The organism is Jatrophihabitans lederbergiae (assembly GCF_031845305.1).
Classification (GTDB): Bacteria; Actinomycetota; Actinomycetes; order Mycobacteriales; family Jatrophihabitantaceae; genus Jatrophihabitans_A; species Jatrophihabitans_A lederbergiae.
Genome location: NZ_JAVREH010000001.1, coordinates 19,594 through 34,867 on the forward strand (window position 1 = coordinate 19,594; position 15,274 = coordinate 34,867).

The window sequence follows — 15,274 nt, forward strand, 5'->3', positions numbered from 1 at the left end:
CTATGCCGACCGGAGAACATACCAACCTAATAGCGACCGTCAGGCTGGCGGCGGTACCGCTGACCGCCCGACTCAGCCCAGCGTCACGACCGGCTCACCGGCAGAACTGAGCCCGTTTGCCGAGCGGGTGCACGAGCCGCCCCGCACCGTCCCCTCGTTGTAGGCCTGACGCAGGCAGCTGCGCAGAGCCAGCTGCCCCCAGTAGTTCGGGTGCAGCGACTCCTGCACGTAGTAGGGCCCCAGCACCGTCGAGACGGTCCGGATCTGCTCGATCCACTCGCTGGCGTCCACCGCGCCTGCGCTGCGCCAGCTTGCGAGCGATGTCTCGCTCAGCAGGTGCACACCGTTCTCGCACAGCCGGCGGCCGTTGAACAGCCCCGACACGTCGACGATCTTGACGTTCGGCAGCGCCGACTGGGTGGTGGCCGACCGTACCGCGCTGTTGATGTTCGGCAGGGCGCTGGAGCCGGCCCAGCTCGCGTCGTTGTTCCAGAAGCCGCAGCCACCCGTGCTCTGGCGGGTGAAGCCCGACTCGCTGTAGCGGATGCCCGAGCCGGCCGGCAGCGGCGAGGGGTAGGTCTGCACCACCATCGTGTAATCGGAGGCGGTGTAGCCGTCGTTGGCCAGCGCGGTGTTGACGTTGCGCAGCGCGTTGGAGATCCGTGTGGTCACCGCGCTGATGTTGGTGCTGGTGAAATTGGCGGTGACCGACGAGTCGTCGTTGCAGTAGTTCTTGAACCAGGTCGGCGACGTCAGGAAGTCAGTGACACAGGACTGCACGATGGAGCCGAAGTTGAAGTCGTTGCCGCCGATGGAGACCGCGACCATCTTCACCTTGTGCGTCGATGCGAATGTCTGCAGGGCCAGCGCCTGACCGATGTGGCCCGCTCCGTCGTCGTAGAAGTCCAGGCCGGGCTTGAAGTCGTTACCCGAGGAGTACGCCGACGTGGCGGTCTCGGCGCCGGAGCAGGCGAGGTTGGCCGACTGGATCGTGCCGAAGCTGATCTCGGCGCTCTTGGACCGGTGGCAGCCGGGGATGGACTCGCCGCTACCGGCGTCGTAGTAGGCCGTCGAGCCGAGGGCGTCGGTCTGGCCGGAGTCGTCGGAGTTGCCGGCCCAGCGACCGGCCTCACCGGAGATGTAGGAGTCACCGAGGCTGACCGCCCAGTCGCTGCCGGCCGGAACGACCTGGGGCGAGGTGGTGGCGGTAGCCGCGGGGGCGCCGATGGCGATCAGCGCGCCCGCGGTGGTGACGGCGCCCGCGACGAGGGCCGCGGTGCGTTGCCAGCCTCTTCGCCGGGGACCTCGCTGAATGGGGGACGGGACGGAGTGCGGCATCGGTGGTTCCTTCCGGGGGAACTGCGGTGGGGGGACACAGCGCGGGACAGTGGCTCCGGTATTACCCAGAACCGGACTTCTCGGACCTGACCTGCCAGATCTTGGCACCGATGTGGAATCCGGGCTACCCCGCGGTACACAAATTCCGCTACGGCAAGATGGCGTGTCATGAGCGACATGCTGGACTGCACCGACCCCGACACCCGTCCGATGGCCATCGGAACCGCGGCGCGCGCCGTCGCCGCCGGATCCGTGGTGGTTCTGCCCACCGACACCCTGTACGGAATCGGCGCGGACGCGTTCAACCCCAGTGCCGTGACCACGCTGCTGGCCGCGAAGGGGCGCGGGCGCAACATGCCGGTTCCGGTGCTCGTCGGCTCGTGGACGACGATCGACGGCCTCGTCAGCGCCGTTCCTGGCACCGCTCGGGACCTCATCGAGGCGTTCTGGCCCGGCGGGTTGACCCTGGTCGTGGAGCACGCCCCCTCGCTGGCGTGGGACCTCGGCGACGCGCGCGGGACGGTGGCGATCCGGATGCCGCTGCACCCTGTCGCGCTGGAGCTGCTGGCCAGCACCGGGCCGATGGCGGTGTCCAGCGCCAACGTCAGCTCCCGGCCGCCGGCCACCACGGCGCAGGAGGCCTACGAGCAGCTCGGGGAGTCGGTGTCGGTCTATCTCGACGGCGGCGAGGTGCCGATCGGTCAGGCCTCCACCATCGTGGATCTCACGGGTGAGGCTCCGGTCGTCCTGCGCGAGGGCGCCGTGAGCCTGGCGGCGCTGCGAGAGGTCCTCGGTTCGGTCGGCTAATCTCTCTGTGCGGGAGAGAACTATCTCTGTGCGGGAGAGCAGCGGTCGCGGAGTGCCCTCCGGTGGCCCGCCATGGATCTGAGCTAGGAGTGCGTCGACAATGACTGACCAGTACTGGGGCCCGGACTTCGACGCACTGCAGAAGGTGGACCCCGAGATAGCCGGCGTCGTACTCGACGAGCTCGACCGGCTCCGTGGCGGCCTGCAGTTGATCGCGAGCGAGAACTTCACCTCGCCTGCCGTACTCGCCGCGCTCGGCAGCACGCTGAGCAACAAGTACGCCGAGGGCTACCCCGGACGCCGGTACTACGGTGGCTGCGAGGTCGTCGACCGCGCCGAGCAGATCGGCATCGACCGCGCCAAGGCCCTGTTCGGCGCCGATCACGCCAACCTGCAGCCGCACTCGGGCGCCAATGCCAACCTGGCCGTGTACGGCGCGTTCCTGCAGCCGGGCGACACGGTGCTGGCGATGTCGCTGCCGCACGGCGGGCACCTAACTCATGGCACGAAGGTCAGCTTCTCCGGCAAGTGGTTCAATGCCGTGAGCTACGGCGTGGACCCGGCCACCGAGAACATCGACTACGACCAGGTCCGGGCTCTCGCGCTCGAGCACAAGCCGAAGCTGCTCATCTGCGGGGGCTCGGCCATCCCGCGGCTGATCGACTTCGCCGCGTTCCGCGAGATCGCGGACTCCGTCGGCGCGATTCTGATGGTCGACGCCGCCCACTTCATCGGCCTGGTCGCCGGAAAGGCGATCCCGTCGCCGGTGCCCTATGCCGACGTCGTGACGTTCACGACCCACAAGGTGCTGCGCGGTCCCCGCGGCGGTGCGCTGGTGTGCAAGGCCGAACACGCCGCGAAGCTGGACAAGGCGGTGTTCCCGATGATGCAGGGCGGCCCGCTGATGCACGCGATCGCCGCCAAGGCCGTCAACTTCGCCGAGTGCGCGACCACCGAGTACCAGGACTATGCCCGCCAGGTCATCAGCAACGCCCAGGCGCTGACCTCCGGACTGGCCGATGCCGGCATGCGCCCGGTCACCGGTGGCACGGACACCCACCTGGCGCTGCTGGACCTGCAGGGCCTCGGCGTCAGCGGCCGGGACGCCGAGGCGCGCTGCGATGCCTCGGGCATCGTGCTGAACAAGAACGCCATCCCGAACGATCCGGCACCGCCGTCGGTCGCCTCGGGCGTCCGGGTCGGCTCGCCGTCGGTCACCACCCAGGGGATGCGGGAGCCCGAGATGGCCCGCATCGCCGATCTCATCGCCCGCGCCGTCACCTCCCAGAACGCCGCTGCCCATGCCGAGATCCGGGCCGAGGTCGGCGAACTCGTCGCGGCTCATCCGGCGTATCCCCGGGGCTGAGCCGGGGTCCGAAGTGCATCCGTCCCTCGAATACGCACTCGTCGGCTTGATCGCCACCATCGGGACATATCTCTGCACACCGCTGGCCCGCCAGATCGCCACTCGCTGGGGCGCTGTCGCCAAGCCGCGCGACCGCGACGTGCATGCCGTCGACACGCCCCGGCTCGGTGGGCTTGCCCTGCTGGCGGGGTTCAGCGCCGCCATGGTGATCGCGCACGCCCTGCCGACCCTGCACGGAACCTTCCGTAATGGCAGTGAGATCACCGGCGTGCTCTGCGGCGGCATCATCATCTGCGGCCTCGGCGTGCTCGACGACCGGTACGAGCTGGACTCCCTGACCAAGTTCGCCGGCCAGGTGACCGCGGCGGCGGTCATGTCGATCGTGGGCGGCATCCAGCTGCTCTACATCTACGTTCCGTGGGGCAATGTCGGCACCATCCCGCTGGATCGCGATGCCAGTGTGGAACTGACCATCCTGCTCACAGTGCTCACCATCAACGCCGTCAACTTCATCGACGGCCTGGACGGCCTGGCCGCAGGCGTCACGGCGATCCAGGGAATGGCCTTCTTCGGCTACAGCTATCACCTCGCGCAGGTCGGCAACACCGACATCGCCCTGGCACCGACCCTGATCTGCGCCGGACTGACGGGGGCCTGCATCGGGTTCCTGCCGCACAACTTCTCGCCGGCCCGGATCTTCATGGGCGACTCCGGCTCGATGCTGGTCGGGCTCATCCTCTCGGCCGGTGCTACCACGGCGTCCTCCCAGGCCGATCCGCAGTCCCTCGGCCTCGGCCTCAAGGGCGCGCTGCCGCTGTACCTGCCGTTGATCCTGCCCTTCGCGGTGCTCGCGCTGCCGCTGTTCGACCTGTTGCTGGCGGTGATCCGCCGGCTGCGTCGCGGCCAGTCGCCCTTCGCGCCCGACAAGGAGCATTTGCACCACCGTCTGATGGACCTCGGCCACAGCCATCGCCGCGCCGTGCTGCTGCTCTATTTCTGGTCCGCCGTGCTGGCCTTCGGAGCCGTCGCCATGTCGATCAGTAAGGGGCCGTGGCTGGTGCTCGCGGTGGTTGCCGGGTTGCTGGGCGCGGGCCTGCTGGCCACCGCCATCCCGCGGCTGCGATCGGCGCGACTGTGACGGCGCAGTTATGACGGCGCGGCCGGGCCTGCTCCGGCTGCGCTGGCTCTGCCTGGGAGTCGCCGCGGTCGTGGGGGGCGCCCTCTTCGCCGTCCTCAGCCCGGCCGGTTCCCGGGCATCCTTGAGCTACCTCGCGGGACTGGTATTCACCACGTTGATCCTCGAGGTCAGTACCTTCAACGTCCGCTACACCGACCGGTTCCTGCCCAAGCTCACACTGCCGGTCGCAGTGCTGAGCTACTTCCTGACCGCGACCGCGCTGGCCGTTGCGCTCGCCGCGTCGAGCCCTCGCGTGGTGAACGGCGCCGGGGTCGCGGTCGGCCTCGTTGCGGTCGTCGTGATCTGGGTCGGGACGGAGATCGCGCGGCTCAGGGTGCGGTCATAGCAATTCCGGCGGCCTGTTAGGATTTCCACCAGATGAATCGTCCTGCAGGGCCCGGTGAGCCGCCGGGCGGTGACCCGTGGGCGGCGTTCGGTTACCTGGTATCCGGCGTCGTATTCTATGGCGGCATCGGCTGGGGGCTGAGCGTCTGGCTCCACGCGAGCTTTCTGCTTCCGATCGGCATTGTGGTCGGAGCGGGGCTCGGGATGTACATGGTTATTGCCCGATTTCGGCTGCGTGAACCACACGGACAGCACGACCCTCAGGCTGCGACCGGCACCACCCCGCGTGACGATGCAGCCGACGTACGACGGCCAGATGATGACCGAGGAGACACTGCGTGAGCCACACCGGCTTAGTCCTTGCCAATGAAGGATTCCACCCGCCCGGCCCGATTGAGTTCTTCTTGCCGGACTTCACAGGCAAGTCATGGAATCAGGGCGGCTACGACCCACTGCTCACCAAGGCGTCCGCCCTGCTCGTCCTCGGCGCCATCCTCGCGTTCGGCCTGCTGTTTCTCACCGGGCGGCGCGGGTCGATCGTTCCGTCCCGGCGTCAGTACCTCGGCGAACAGGCGTACGGCCTGGTGCGCAACGGCATCGCCCAGGACGTCATCGGCACCCGGGTCTACCAGAAGTACGTCCCCCTGCTGGTGTCGCTCTTCTTCTTCGTGCTCTTCAACAACCTGTTCGGCATCGTGCCGGTCCTGCAGTTCACGCCTTTCTCCAGGGTCAACTTCGCCTACGGCCTCGCGCTGCTGGTGTGGGTGGTCTACAACGGCGTGGGCATCGCTGACAAGGGCCTCGGTGGCTACCTCAAGCACGCGACGGTGCCCTCGGGCGTCCCGTGGCCGATGCTGTTCCTCCTTGTGCCGTTGGAGTTCCTGTCCAACATCCTGGTCCGGCCGCTGACCCTGTCGCTGCGTCTGTTCGCAAACATGTTCGCGGGCCACCTGCTGCTGGTGCTGTTCTCCACCGGTGGTGCCTACCTCCTGATCCACGCCACGGGCAACGTGGTGCTCAAGCCGGCAGGCCTGCTGGCCTTCGCTCTCGGCATCGCGATCGGCTTCCTCGAAGTCATCGTCGCGACCCTGCAGGCGTATGTGTTCACTCTGCTGACCGCTCTCTACATTTCCGGATCGCTGGCTTCCGAGCACTGATCCACTCCCGGCACCACCCGCTTTGCCCGCGCACCAGCGCACCATCGAATTACGGTCACGATCGGCCCCGACGGCTGAGAAACGAAAGGAACCCCATGACTGGCTCGCTCAACATGGTTGGATACGGCCTCGCCGCCGTTGGCCCCGGTATCGGTATCGGTTTGGTCTTCGCCGCATACATCAACGGCACCGCCCGCCAGCCTGAGATGCAGTCCCGCCTGCAGACGATCGCGTTCCTCGGCTTCGCACTGACCGAGGCCCTCGCGATCATCGGCATCGCCCTGGCCTTCGTCCTTTAACAGCCGCGGTTCCGCCCAACTTGTAGGGGTTGCTCATGCACACGATCTTCCTAGCCGAGGGTGAGGCCGGGCCAGCGCCGCTGAACTTCGTTCCGTCGGAGTTCATCCTGGTCCTGATCGTCTTCGGGCTGCTCATGTTCGGCGTCTGGAAGTTCGTCGTTCCAGCGTTCGAGAAGTCCTTCGAGGCCCGGCGGGACGCGATCGAAGGCGGCATCACCCGCGCCGAAGAGGCGCAGGCCGAAGCCGCCCGGCTGCTGGCGCAGTACAACGCCCAGCTTGCCGAGGCCCGTACCGAGGCAGCGCAGATCCGTGAGGGTGCCCGCGCCGAGGCGCAGCGCATCATCGAGGACCTGCGGAGTCAGGCACAAGACGAGTCGGCCAGGATCGTCTCCCGTGGCGAGGAGCAACTGGCCGCCCAGCGCGGCCAGATCGTGCGGGAACTCCGGGGCGAGATCGGAACCCTGGCAGTCGAGCTGTCGGAGAAGATCGTGGGTCAGCGACTGTCCGACGACGCCGCGATTCGCGGCACCGTCGATGCCTTCCTCGCTGACATCGAGCGTCAGCAGGCCGGCGGACCGGCTGGCGACCAGCGATGATCCACGCCGCCTCTCGATCAGCCCTCGCGGATCTTCGCGAGCGGCTGATCGCGGTGCTGTCGACCGACTCCGACGTCACTGGCGCGAGTTCCCAGGCGCTTGCGAGCCAGCTGTACGCGGCGTCGAACCTGCTGGCTACGCAGCCCCGGCTGCGGCGCACGCTGGCGGACCCGTCCACCGATGCCTCGGCACGCGGACAGCTCGCACGCTCGCTGCTGACCGGACGGCTGGACGAGACGGCGGTCGGCTTGGTGGTCGACGCGGTCGTCGAACGCTGGTCCTCACCCTGGGACCTCACTGACGCGCTCGAGATCATCGCCGACGAGACGCTGCTGGCCTCGGCTGAGCAGCAGGGCCAGCTGGACACCGTCGAGGATGAGCTCTTCCGGTTCGAGCGGATCCTGACCAACGCCCCCGAACTGACCACGGCGCTCGATGACGAGTCGGTTCCCGGCGAGGCCCGGAGCGCGCTCGCGCAGCAGTTGCTGGCGGGCAAGGTCAACCCGGTCACCTCGGAGCTGCTGGCTCACGCGGTGACCAGTGGCCGCAAGCACCACGTCCTCTCGGTCATCGACGACCTGCTCGAAGCGAGCGCCGCCCGCCGCGAGCGTTCGGTCGCCAGGGTGATCGCCGCGACCGACCTGACGCCCGAGCAGACCGAGCGGCTGGCGGCATCGCTGAGGCAGCTATACGGTCGAGACATCACTATCCGGACCGCGGTTGATCCGGGAGTCCGAGGCGGCCTGGTCGTGCGGGTTGGCGACGAGGTCATCGACGGCACCGTGGCCACTCGGCTCGCGGCGGCCCGTGCGGCGTTCGCCGGCTGACATCCCGGCCTGCGCCATGAGCTGTATATCCACTGGTTGTATCGAACGAACGAGATTGAGGAACCAAGATGGCTGAGCTGACAATCTCCGCCGACGAGATCCGTACCGCGCTCGAGGGCTACGTGTCCTCGTACTCGCCGGAGACCTCCCGCGAGGAGGTCGGCATCGTCGCTGACACCGGTGACGGCATCGCCCACATCGAGGGCCTGCCCAGCGTGATGACCAACGAGCTGCTGCGCTTCGAGGACGGCACCCTCGGCCTGGCGCTGAACCTCGACGTGCGCGACATCGGTGTGGTCGTCCTGGGTGACCAGTCCCATATCGAAGAGGGCCAGCAGGTCACGCGGACCGGAGAGGTCCTCTCCGTTCCAGTTGGTGACGCCTTCCTCGGCCGGGTCGTCAACCCGCTCGGCGTGCCGATCGACGGTCTCGGCGAGATCGTCGCGGACGCCCGCCGTGCCCTCGAGCTGCAGGCGCCGACCGTGGTGCAGCGCAAGGAGGTCCGCGAGCCGCTGCAGACCGGCATCAAGGCGATCGACGCGATGACCGCCATCGGTCGTGGCCAGCGCCAGCTGATCATCGGTGACCGCCAGACCGGCAAGACCACGGTGGCGCTCGACGCGATCATCAACCAGCGCGACAACTGGCGTACCGGCGACCCGAAGCAGCAGGTCCGCTGCATCTACGTCGCCATCGGCCAGAAGGGCTCCACCATCGCCGGGGCGAAGCAGACCCTGGAGGAGGCCGGCGCGCTGGAATACACCACCATCGTCGCAGCTCCGGCCTCCGACTCGGCTGGCTTCAAGTACCTCGCGCCCTACACCGGCTCGGCCATCGGCCAGCACTGGATGTATGACGGCAAGCACGTCCTGATCGTGTTCGACGACCTGTCCAAGCAGGCCGAGGCCTACCGCACCGTGTCGCTGCTGCTGCGCCGGCCACCGGGCCGCGAGGCCTACCCGGGCGACGTCTTCTACTTGCACTCCCGGCTGCTCGAGCGCTGCGCGAAGCTGTCCGACGAGCTGGGCGGCGGCTCGATGACCGGCCTGCCGATCATCGAGACCAAGGGCAACGACGTCTCGGCATACATTCCGACCAACGTCATCTCGATCACCGACGGCCAGTGCTTCCTGGAGACGGACCTGTTCAACTCCGGCGTCCGCCCGGCCATCAACGTCGGTGTGTCGGTGTCGCGAGTCGGTGGCGCGGCGCAGACCAAGGCGCTGAAGTCGGTTGCCGGCCGGCTGCGGGTCGATCTGGCGCAGTATCGCGAGCTCGAGGCGTTCGCCGCCTTCGGCTCCGATCTGGACAAGGCCAGCCAGCAGCAGCTGCGTCGCGGATCGCGCTTGGTGGAGCTGCTCAAGCAGCCGGCTGCCTCGCCTTTCTCGCCGGAGCAGGAGGTCGTCTCGATCTGGGCCGGCACCACCGGCCAGTTCGATGAGCTCGAGGTCGCCGACGTGCGCCCCTTCGAGGCCGCGCTGCACGAGCACATTGCCCGTAACCACAAGGGGATCTTCGACGCCATCGCCAACACCGGCAAGCTCGAGGATGACACGGTCGCCGAGCTCGAGAAGGCAGTCGCCGAGGTCCGGTCCCAGTTCGTGTCCACGGTAGGCAAGGACGCCGCCGACCGTGACGCCCGGCAGGCCGCCCGGACCGCCCTCGACGACTCGCGCCCCAACGGGGCCGCGGCTGACGGTGTCGCCACCGGCGGCGCGTCGACCAGCGATGCGGTCACCGGCGATGTGGCGACCAGTGGTGCTGCCACCAGCGGTGCTGCGACCAGTGGTGCTGCCACCAGTGGCGCCGCCACCAGCGGTGCGACGGCCATGCAGACGGACGCGCGGTAACCGGTGGGTGCTCAGCTCCGGGTCTACCGCCGGCAGATCAAGTCTGTCCAGTCGACCCAGAAGATCACCAAGGCGATGGAACTCATCGCCGCTTCTCGGATCGTCAAGGCCCAGAACCGGGTCAACGCGGCACGGCCGTACGCCGACGAGCTGACCCGGGCGCTCGCCGCTCTGGGCAAGGATGCGTCGCTGCAGCACCCACTGCTCACCGGCGCGGCCAACCCGCGCCGTGCCGGCGTCCTGGTGGTGACCTCTGACCGCGGTCTCGCGGGTGGTTACAGCGCGAACGCGATCAAGCGCGCGAACGAGCTCACGGCGTCGCTTCGCGCGGAGGGCAAGGAGCCGGTCCTCTACGTGATCGGCCGCAAGGGCGTCGGGTACTACCGCTTCCGTCAGATCCCCACGGCGGACAGCTGGACCGGCTTCTCGGAGCAGCCCAACTTCGCCGACGCCCGTGGCGCGACCGATGCGGTCGTCTCGGCGCTGCTGGCAACCAGCGACGGCGAGTCGGACGGTCGGCCCGGAGTCGACGAGCTGCACGTGGTGTACACGCGTTTCGACTCGATGGTCAGTCAGACCCCGGTCGATGACCTCGTGGCACCGGTGCAGCTGTCCGATGCCGAGCAGGCGGCCCAGTCTTCGGACGGCGCCTCCAACGCCCCGGCTCCGGCGTACGAGTTCGAGCCCGAACCGCAGCAGATCCTCACCGCACTACTTCCGCGTTACATCAGCGCCCGGATCTTCTCGGCCCTGCTCGAGTCGGCAGCGTCGGAGTCGGCGGCCCGCCGCCGCGCGATGAAGTCCGCGTCGGACAACGCCACGGACCTGATCAGGACGTACACCCGCATGGCGAACCAAGCGCGCCAGGCGGAGATCACCCAGGAAATCAGCGAGATCGTCGGTGGCGCCGACGCCCTCGCGGCAGCAGGAAGTGACTACTGATGAGCACTAGCACCCTCAACACCCCGTCGACCGATTCGGGTTCGCCGGCGGCTACTGGACGCGTGGTGCGGGTCATCGGCCCCGTCGTCGACGTCGAGTTCGGCCGCGACAGCATGCCGGCTCTGAACAACGCCCTGCAGGTCCGGATCCAGCTCGGCGAGCAGTCGAGCACGCTGACCATGGAGACCGCCCAGCACATCGGCGACGACATGGTCCGTGCCATCGCGCTGCAGCCCACCGATGGCTTGGTCCGCGGTGCCCCCGTGATAGACACCGGCGAGGCCATCACCGTCCCGGTCGGCGACATCACCAAGGGCCACGTGTTCAACGCTCTCGGCGTGCCGATGGACGAGGCCGGCAAGGGCCTGCACTTTCCCGAGCGCTGGTCGATCCACCGTGACCCGCCGCCCTTCGACCAGCTCGAGTCCAAGACCGAGGCCATGTGGACGGGCATCAAGGTCATCGACCTGCTCACCCCGTACGTGGTCGGCGGCAAGATCGGCCTGTTCGGTGGTGCCGGCGTCGGCAAGACGGTGCTCATCCAGGAGATGATCTACCGCGTCGCCGAGAACTTCGGTGGTGTGTCGGTGTTCGCCGGCGTCGGCGAGCGCACCCGTGAGGGTAACGACCTCATCGCCGAGATGACCGACTCCGGCGTTCTCAACAAGACCGCCCTGGTCTTCGGCCAGATGGACGAGCCACCGGGCACCCGGCTGCGGGTGGCGCTGTCCGCGCTCACCATGGCGGAGTACTTCCGCGATGTGCAAGGCCAGGACGTGCTGCTGTTCATCGACAACATCTTCCGGTTCACCCAGGCCGGCTCCGAGGTGTCGACGCTGCTCGGTCGGATGCCGTCGGCCGTGGGATACCAGCCGACCCTTGCGGACGAGATGGGCCAGCTCCAGGAGCGGATCACCTCGACCCGGGGCCACTCGATCACCTCGATGCAGGCGATCTACGTTCCCGCCGACGACATCACCGACCCCGCGCCGCACACCGCGTTCGCCCACCTCGACGCCACCACGGTGCTCTCTCGCCCGATCTCGGAGAAGGGCATCTACCCGGCCGTCGACCCGCTGGACTCGACCTCGCGCATCCTGGACGCCCAGTACATCGGCCAGGAGCACTACGACGTGGCCACCGAGACCAAGCGGATCCTGCAGCGCTACAACGAGCTGCAGTCCATCATCGCCATCCTCGGCATCGACGAGCTCTCCGAAGAGGACAAGGTCCTCGTCGGCCGGGCCCGCCGGATGGAGCGGTTCCTCTCGCAGAACACCTTCGTCGCCAAGCAGTTCACCGGGATCGAGGGTTCGTTCGTCCCGATCGAAGAGACGATCGACGCCTTCAAGCGGCTCGCCGCCGGTGACTTCGACAACTATCCCGAGCAGGCCTTCTTCATGTGCGGCGGTATCGAGGACCTCGAGCGCAACGCACACGAGCTCAACAAGTCCTGACCGCACGCTGTTCAGGTTCCGCATTCGGACAAGGGATAAACGCTGATGAGCACGATGCAGGTCGAGTTGGTGTCGGTCGAGCGTCCGATCTGGTCCGGCGAGGCCAACGCGGTGTACGCCCGGACCACGGAAGGCGAGATCGGTGTCATGCCCGGTCACGCGGCACTGCTGGGTGCCTTGGCGCCGGGCTGGCTCGTCCGGATCATGCAGGCGGACGGGGTCGAGCAGCGCGTCGCGGTACACGGCGGTTTCCTGTCGGTCCGTGCGGACGGCGTCTCGGTGCTCGCCGAGATGGCGGAATCGGCGGATGAGATCGATACCGCCCGCGCCCGCGCCGCCCTGGATCGGATCGGCGATGCCACGGACGAAGAGGCCGTAGCGGCACGCAACCGGGCGCTGGCCCGGCTGCGGGCCGCCGGGGAGCAGGTCTAACGGTTCTACGGGATTCACCGGTTCCGGTGGATCTGATACGCAGACGGGGGCACGCGGTGGCGACGGTCGAGTTTTCGGGCGTCCTCGCCGCGTGCTTCGTTCTTGTGGCGGCAGTCGGCGCGTGGTTGCTGGTTGTGGTGCACCAGCGCCGCGTGGTCAGGCAGGCCGGCGCGCTCCCGGTCGCGTTGAAGCGCGGCGACCAGCGCTGGGCCAACGGCGTCGGGCGCTACGTCGGTGATGAGCTGGTCTGGTACCGGACCCTGTCGCTGACTCCCGCCGCGGCGCTCCGGATGCCCCGGGCCGAGCTGGCGGTCATCGGCAGCCGAGCGTGGGATGCCAGCCGGGACATGGCCCTGCGGCCGAACCTGACAGTCGTGGAGTGCCGCTTCCACGGTGCTGAGATCAGCCTCGGCTTTCCCGACAACGGGATCACCGGCTTCCTCTCCTGGCTAGAGGCGTCCGCGCCGCGTTTTTAGGCGGCGCAGTGTGGGAGTCGCGTTTTTAGGCGGCGCAGTGTGGGAGCCGCGTTTTTAGGCGGCGCAGTGTGAGAGCCGCGGTTCAGCTGGCAGGCGTGCTGTCCGGGCCGCCGGGCTTCCACAGCACGTCGCCGCCGGGGTTGGCGCACCGGGACAGGATGAACAGCAGGTCCGAGAGCCGATTGAGGTAGGTGGCGGCGAGAACGCTGGTGTGCTCGGGGTCCGCCTCGATCAGGGCCCAGGTGCTGCGCTCGGCCCGCCGGCTGATCGTCCGGGCGTTGTGGAGTAACGCCGCCCCGACCGTGCCGCCGGGCAGGATGAAGCTCGACAGCGGCGCGAGCTCGGCGTTGTACTCATCGCACCAGCCCTCGAGCCTGGTCACGTACGCGTCGGTGATCCGTAACGGCGGGTACTCCGGTTCCGCGACGACGGGGGTACACAGATCGGCGCCGACGTCGAACAGGTCGTTCTGGATGTGGCGGAGCACGCCGACGATCCGCTGAGGCAACCCGCCCAGGGCAATGGCCACGCCGAGAGCCGCGTTCGTCTCGTCCGAGTCGGCGTAGGCGGCGACGCGCACATCCGTCTTGCGGACCCGGCTCATGTCGCCGAGCGCGGTCGTACCGGTGTCGCCAGTCTTGGTGTAGATGCGGGTCAGGTGAACGGCCATGGCAACAATCTAGGGCGCCGACCGGCCGTGGTCGACCACTGGGCCGATCGCCCGTGCGACAGCCGCTGGTCATCCGTGCGACAGCAGCCGATCAGCCCTGCAACAGCCGCTGGGCCCGTTCGGCGTCCGGCGTGAAGACCAGCACGTCGTAGCTGTTGCTGTCCAGCCGCGACACCGAGCACCTGATTCCCTGCCCCGAGAGCAGATTCTTCGCATCCAGAGCCTTGGCGCGAGGTGCGGCGCTCAGGACCGGGCGGAGCAAGCCCAGGTCCGCGCCGGGCCCGTGCTGCGGCCGTCCGGTGCGCGGCCGGGAGGGCTTGAAGATCCAGCGCATCATCAGCATCAGGCCGCCGACGATGAAGAACGCCCACACCAGGACCCCGAGATCGAAACCCATCGCGCACCCCTTCCGCCAGTGTCCATGATCCCAGTCCGGCGGGTGCGGCGCGACGCCGGTGGCCGCTGGGCAGCTATCGTGCGAGGACTTCGCCACACCAGTCCGCCACAGGCTCCGCACGCGGACAGGGTCGGCGCACATTCGGCCACACATCAGAAGAGGACACGGACGATGACACAGCACGTCGCGGTTATTGGGGCAGGCCTGATGGGCTCGGGCATTGCCCAGGTCGCAGCCACGGCCGGCATCGACGTCATCCTGCGCGACGTCACCGATGCCGCCCTGCAACGGGGCAAGGACGCGATCGAGAAGTCGCTGACCCGGTTCGCCCAGAAGGGCAAGCTGGCCGACTCCGACGTCGGGGCCGCGCTCGGCCGGATCACCCTGACCACCGATCTCGACGCCGCCGCCAATGCCGATCTGGTGGTCGAGGCCGTCTTCGAGAGCCTGGAGGTCAAGCGCGAGCTGTTCCAGAGCCTGGACACCATCTGCAAGGACGGCGCGGTACTGGCGTCCAACACCTCCGCCATCCCGATCACCCAGATCGCGGCCACCACCGAGCGTCCCGAATGGGTCGTCGGAACGCACTTCTTCTCGCCGGTGCCCATGATGGCGCTCTGCGAGCTCGTCCGCGGGTACAAGACCTCCGACGAGACCCTGGCGACCGCGCGGTCCTTCGCGGAGCGGATCGGAAAGACGTGCATCGTGGTGAACCGGGACGTCGCGGGCTTCGTCACCACCCGGCTGATCTCGGCCCTGGCCAACGAGGCCGTCCGGCTGCTGGAGACCGGCGTCGCCACCGCCGAGGACATCGACACCGCCTGCAAGCTGGGGTTCGGCCACGCGATGGGCCCGCTGGCCACGGTGGACCTCACCGGCGTCGACATCATGCGCAACGCCGGCAACAACATCTACAACGACACTCGTGACCCCAAGTTCGCGCCGCCGGAACTGCTGTCGCGAATGGTCGTCGCCGGTGACCTCGGGCGCAAGAGCGGGCACGGCTTCTACTCCTACTGATCGTCGATCCGTCCTTGAAGCAGCACCGTCGCGCCGGTGCTGGACCGGGTGGTCGACGCGATCCGAGAGGTTGAACGAGGTGCGCCCGGCTGACCGGGCCGGGCTGCCCGGCTGCCAC

At 68.2% G+C, this 15,274-nt stretch carries 16 protein-coding genes and 1 pseudogene; 14 read left to right on the forward strand and 3 right to left on the reverse strand.

Annotated elements, in window-relative coordinates; translation table 11 throughout:
* Window positions 1-72: 72 nt before the first annotated feature.
* On the reverse strand, window positions 73-1,338 hold the full coding sequence (locus RM423_RS00090; protein WP_311420945.1) for an SGNH/GDSL hydrolase family protein: 1,266 nt from the start codon (window positions 1,336-1,338) through the stop codon (window positions 73-75).
* Between the two features lie 168 nt (window positions 1,339-1,506).
* Here RM423_RS00090 and RM423_RS00095 point away from each other — a divergent pair, with 168 nt between their 5' ends.
* The 13 genes and pseudogenes from RM423_RS00095 to RM423_RS00155 all read left to right on the forward strand — a co-directional run bounded on the left by RM423_RS00095 (window position 1,507) and on the right by RM423_RS00155 (window position 13,069).
* A complete protein-coding gene (locus RM423_RS00095; RefSeq protein WP_311420946.1) occupies window positions 1,507-2,145 on the forward strand; it encodes an L-threonylcarbamoyladenylate synthase in 639 nt (212 codons plus the stop codon).
* A gap of 100 nt (window positions 2,146-2,245) precedes the next feature.
* Complete coding sequence (locus tag RM423_RS00100; RefSeq protein ID WP_311420947.1) at window positions 2,246-3,511, forward strand: serine hydroxymethyltransferase; 1,266 nt, start codon at window positions 2,246-2,248, stop codon at window positions 3,509-3,511.
* 13 nt (window positions 3,512-3,524) lie between these two features.
* Complete coding sequence (locus RM423_RS00105) at window positions 3,525-4,649, forward strand: glycosyltransferase family 4 protein (protein WP_311420948.1); 1,125 nt, start codon at window positions 3,525-3,527, stop codon at window positions 4,647-4,649.
* Window positions 4,650-4,659: 10 nt separating this feature from the next.
* On the forward strand, window positions 4,660-5,034 hold the full coding sequence (locus RM423_RS00110; protein ID WP_311420949.1) for a hypothetical protein: 375 nt from the start codon (window positions 4,660-4,662) through the stop codon (window positions 5,032-5,034).
* Between the two features lie 337 nt (window positions 5,035-5,371).
* Window positions 5,372-6,190, forward strand: a complete 819-nt coding sequence (atpB, locus tag RM423_RS00115) for a F0F1 ATP synthase subunit A (RefSeq protein WP_311420950.1) — start codon at window positions 5,372-5,374, stop codon at window positions 6,188-6,190.
* A gap of 95 nt (window positions 6,191-6,285) precedes the next feature.
* Window positions 6,286-6,489 carry an ATP synthase F0 subunit C gene (gene atpE, locus RM423_RS00120; RefSeq protein ID WP_311420951.1) on the forward strand — a complete coding sequence of 68 codons (204 nt, stop codon included), beginning with the start codon at window positions 6,286-6,288 and terminating at the stop codon, window positions 6,487-6,489.
* A 35-nt stretch (window positions 6,490-6,524) separates the two neighbouring features.
* On the forward strand, window positions 6,525-7,085 hold the full coding sequence (locus tag RM423_RS00125; RefSeq protein ID WP_311420952.1) for a F0F1 ATP synthase subunit B: 561 nt from the start codon (window positions 6,525-6,527) through the stop codon (window positions 7,083-7,085).
* Entirely contained in the window at window positions 7,082-7,912 is an 831-nt protein-coding gene (locus tag RM423_RS00130) for a F0F1 ATP synthase subunit delta (RefSeq protein ID WP_311420953.1), read from the forward strand. The genes RM423_RS00125 and RM423_RS00130 overlap by 4 nt, the downstream gene beginning before the upstream one ends.
* A 68-nt stretch (window positions 7,913-7,980) precedes the next feature.
* Window positions 7,981-9,651 (forward strand): annotated as a pseudogene (atpA, locus tag RM423_RS00135) (F0F1 ATP synthase subunit alpha); the annotation flags it as partial.
* 114 nt (window positions 9,652-9,765) lie between these two features.
* Window positions 9,766-10,704 (forward strand): F0F1 ATP synthase subunit gamma, encoded by a 939-nt coding sequence (locus tag RM423_RS00140; protein ID WP_311420955.1) that lies wholly within the window; start codon window positions 9,766-9,768, stop codon window positions 10,702-10,704.
* Entirely contained in the window at window positions 10,704-12,161 is a 1,458-nt protein-coding gene (gene atpD, locus RM423_RS00145; protein WP_311420956.1) for a F0F1 ATP synthase subunit beta, read from the forward strand. Before RM423_RS00140 ends, atpD begins: the two co-directional genes overlap by 1 nt.
* A gap of 45 nt (window positions 12,162-12,206) precedes the next feature.
* The gene (locus RM423_RS00150; protein ID WP_311420957.1) at window positions 12,207-12,593 is read left to right on the forward strand and encodes a F0F1 ATP synthase subunit epsilon; all 387 of its coding nucleotides are present in this window, start codon (window positions 12,207-12,209) and stop codon (window positions 12,591-12,593) included.
* A 56-nt stretch (window positions 12,594-12,649) separates the two neighbouring features.
* Complete coding sequence (locus RM423_RS00155; protein ID WP_311420958.1) at window positions 12,650-13,069, forward strand: DUF2550 family protein; 420 nt, start codon at window positions 12,650-12,652, stop codon at window positions 13,067-13,069.
* An 82-nt stretch (window positions 13,070-13,151) separates the two neighbouring features.
* Here RM423_RS00155 and RM423_RS00160 read toward each other — a convergent pair whose 3' ends face one another.
* Window positions 13,152-13,739, reverse strand: coding sequence for a cob(I)yrinic acid a,c-diamide adenosyltransferase (locus RM423_RS00160; protein ID WP_311420959.1), 588 nt, complete (start codon window positions 13,737-13,739; stop codon window positions 13,152-13,154).
* A 91-nt stretch (window positions 13,740-13,830) separates the two neighbouring features.
* Complete coding sequence (locus RM423_RS00165; protein ID WP_311420960.1) at window positions 13,831-14,136, reverse strand: hypothetical protein; 306 nt, start codon at window positions 14,134-14,136, stop codon at window positions 13,831-13,833.
* Between the two features lie 171 nt (window positions 14,137-14,307).
* Between RM423_RS00165 and RM423_RS00170 the strand changes: the two genes are divergently transcribed.
* On the forward strand, window positions 14,308-15,156 hold the full coding sequence (locus RM423_RS00170) for a 3-hydroxyacyl-CoA dehydrogenase family protein (protein WP_311420961.1): 849 nt from the start codon (window positions 14,308-14,310) through the stop codon (window positions 15,154-15,156).
* Window positions 15,157-15,274: the final 118 nt, after the last annotated feature.

Bases quoted from the DNA above. Each gene is read 5' to 3' on its own strand.
- RM423_RS00110 (WP_311420949.1), top strand. From the start codon at position 4,660: ATGACGGCGCGGCCGGGCCTGCTCCGGCTGCGCTGGCTCTGCCTGGGA.
- RM423_RS00165 (WP_311420960.1), bottom strand. From the start codon at position 14,136: ATGGGTTTCGATCTCGGGGTCCTGGTGTGGGCGTTCTTCATCGTCGGC.
- RM423_RS00130 (WP_311420953.1), top strand. From the start codon at position 7,082: ATGATCCACGCCGCCTCTCGATCAGCCCTCGCGGATCTTCGCGAGCGG.
- RM423_RS00090 (WP_311420945.1), bottom strand. From the start codon at position 1,338: ATGCCGCACTCCGTCCCGTCCCCCATTCAGCGAGGTCCCCGGCGAAGA.
- RM423_RS00170 (WP_311420961.1), top strand. From the start codon at position 14,308: ATGACACAGCACGTCGCGGTTATTGGGGCAGGCCTGATGGGCTCGGGC.
- RM423_RS00095 (WP_311420946.1), top strand. From the start codon at position 1,507: ATGAGCGACATGCTGGACTGCACCGACCCCGACACCCGTCCGATGGCC.
- atpD (WP_311420956.1), top strand. From the start codon at position 10,704: ATGAGCACTAGCACCCTCAACACCCCGTCGACCGATTCGGGTTCGCCG.
- RM423_RS00160 (WP_311420959.1), bottom strand. From the start codon at position 13,739: ATGGCCGTTCACCTGACCCGCATCTACACCAAGACTGGCGACACCGGT.
- RM423_RS00100 (WP_311420947.1), top strand. From the start codon at position 2,246: ATGACTGACCAGTACTGGGGCCCGGACTTCGACGCACTGCAGAAGGTG.
- RM423_RS00150 (WP_311420957.1), top strand. From the start codon at position 12,207: ATGAGCACGATGCAGGTCGAGTTGGTGTCGGTCGAGCGTCCGATCTGG.
- RM423_RS00125 (WP_311420952.1), top strand. From the start codon at position 6,525: ATGCACACGATCTTCCTAGCCGAGGGTGAGGCCGGGCCAGCGCCGCTG.
- atpE (WP_311420951.1), top strand. From the start codon at position 6,286: ATGACTGGCTCGCTCAACATGGTTGGATACGGCCTCGCCGCCGTTGGC.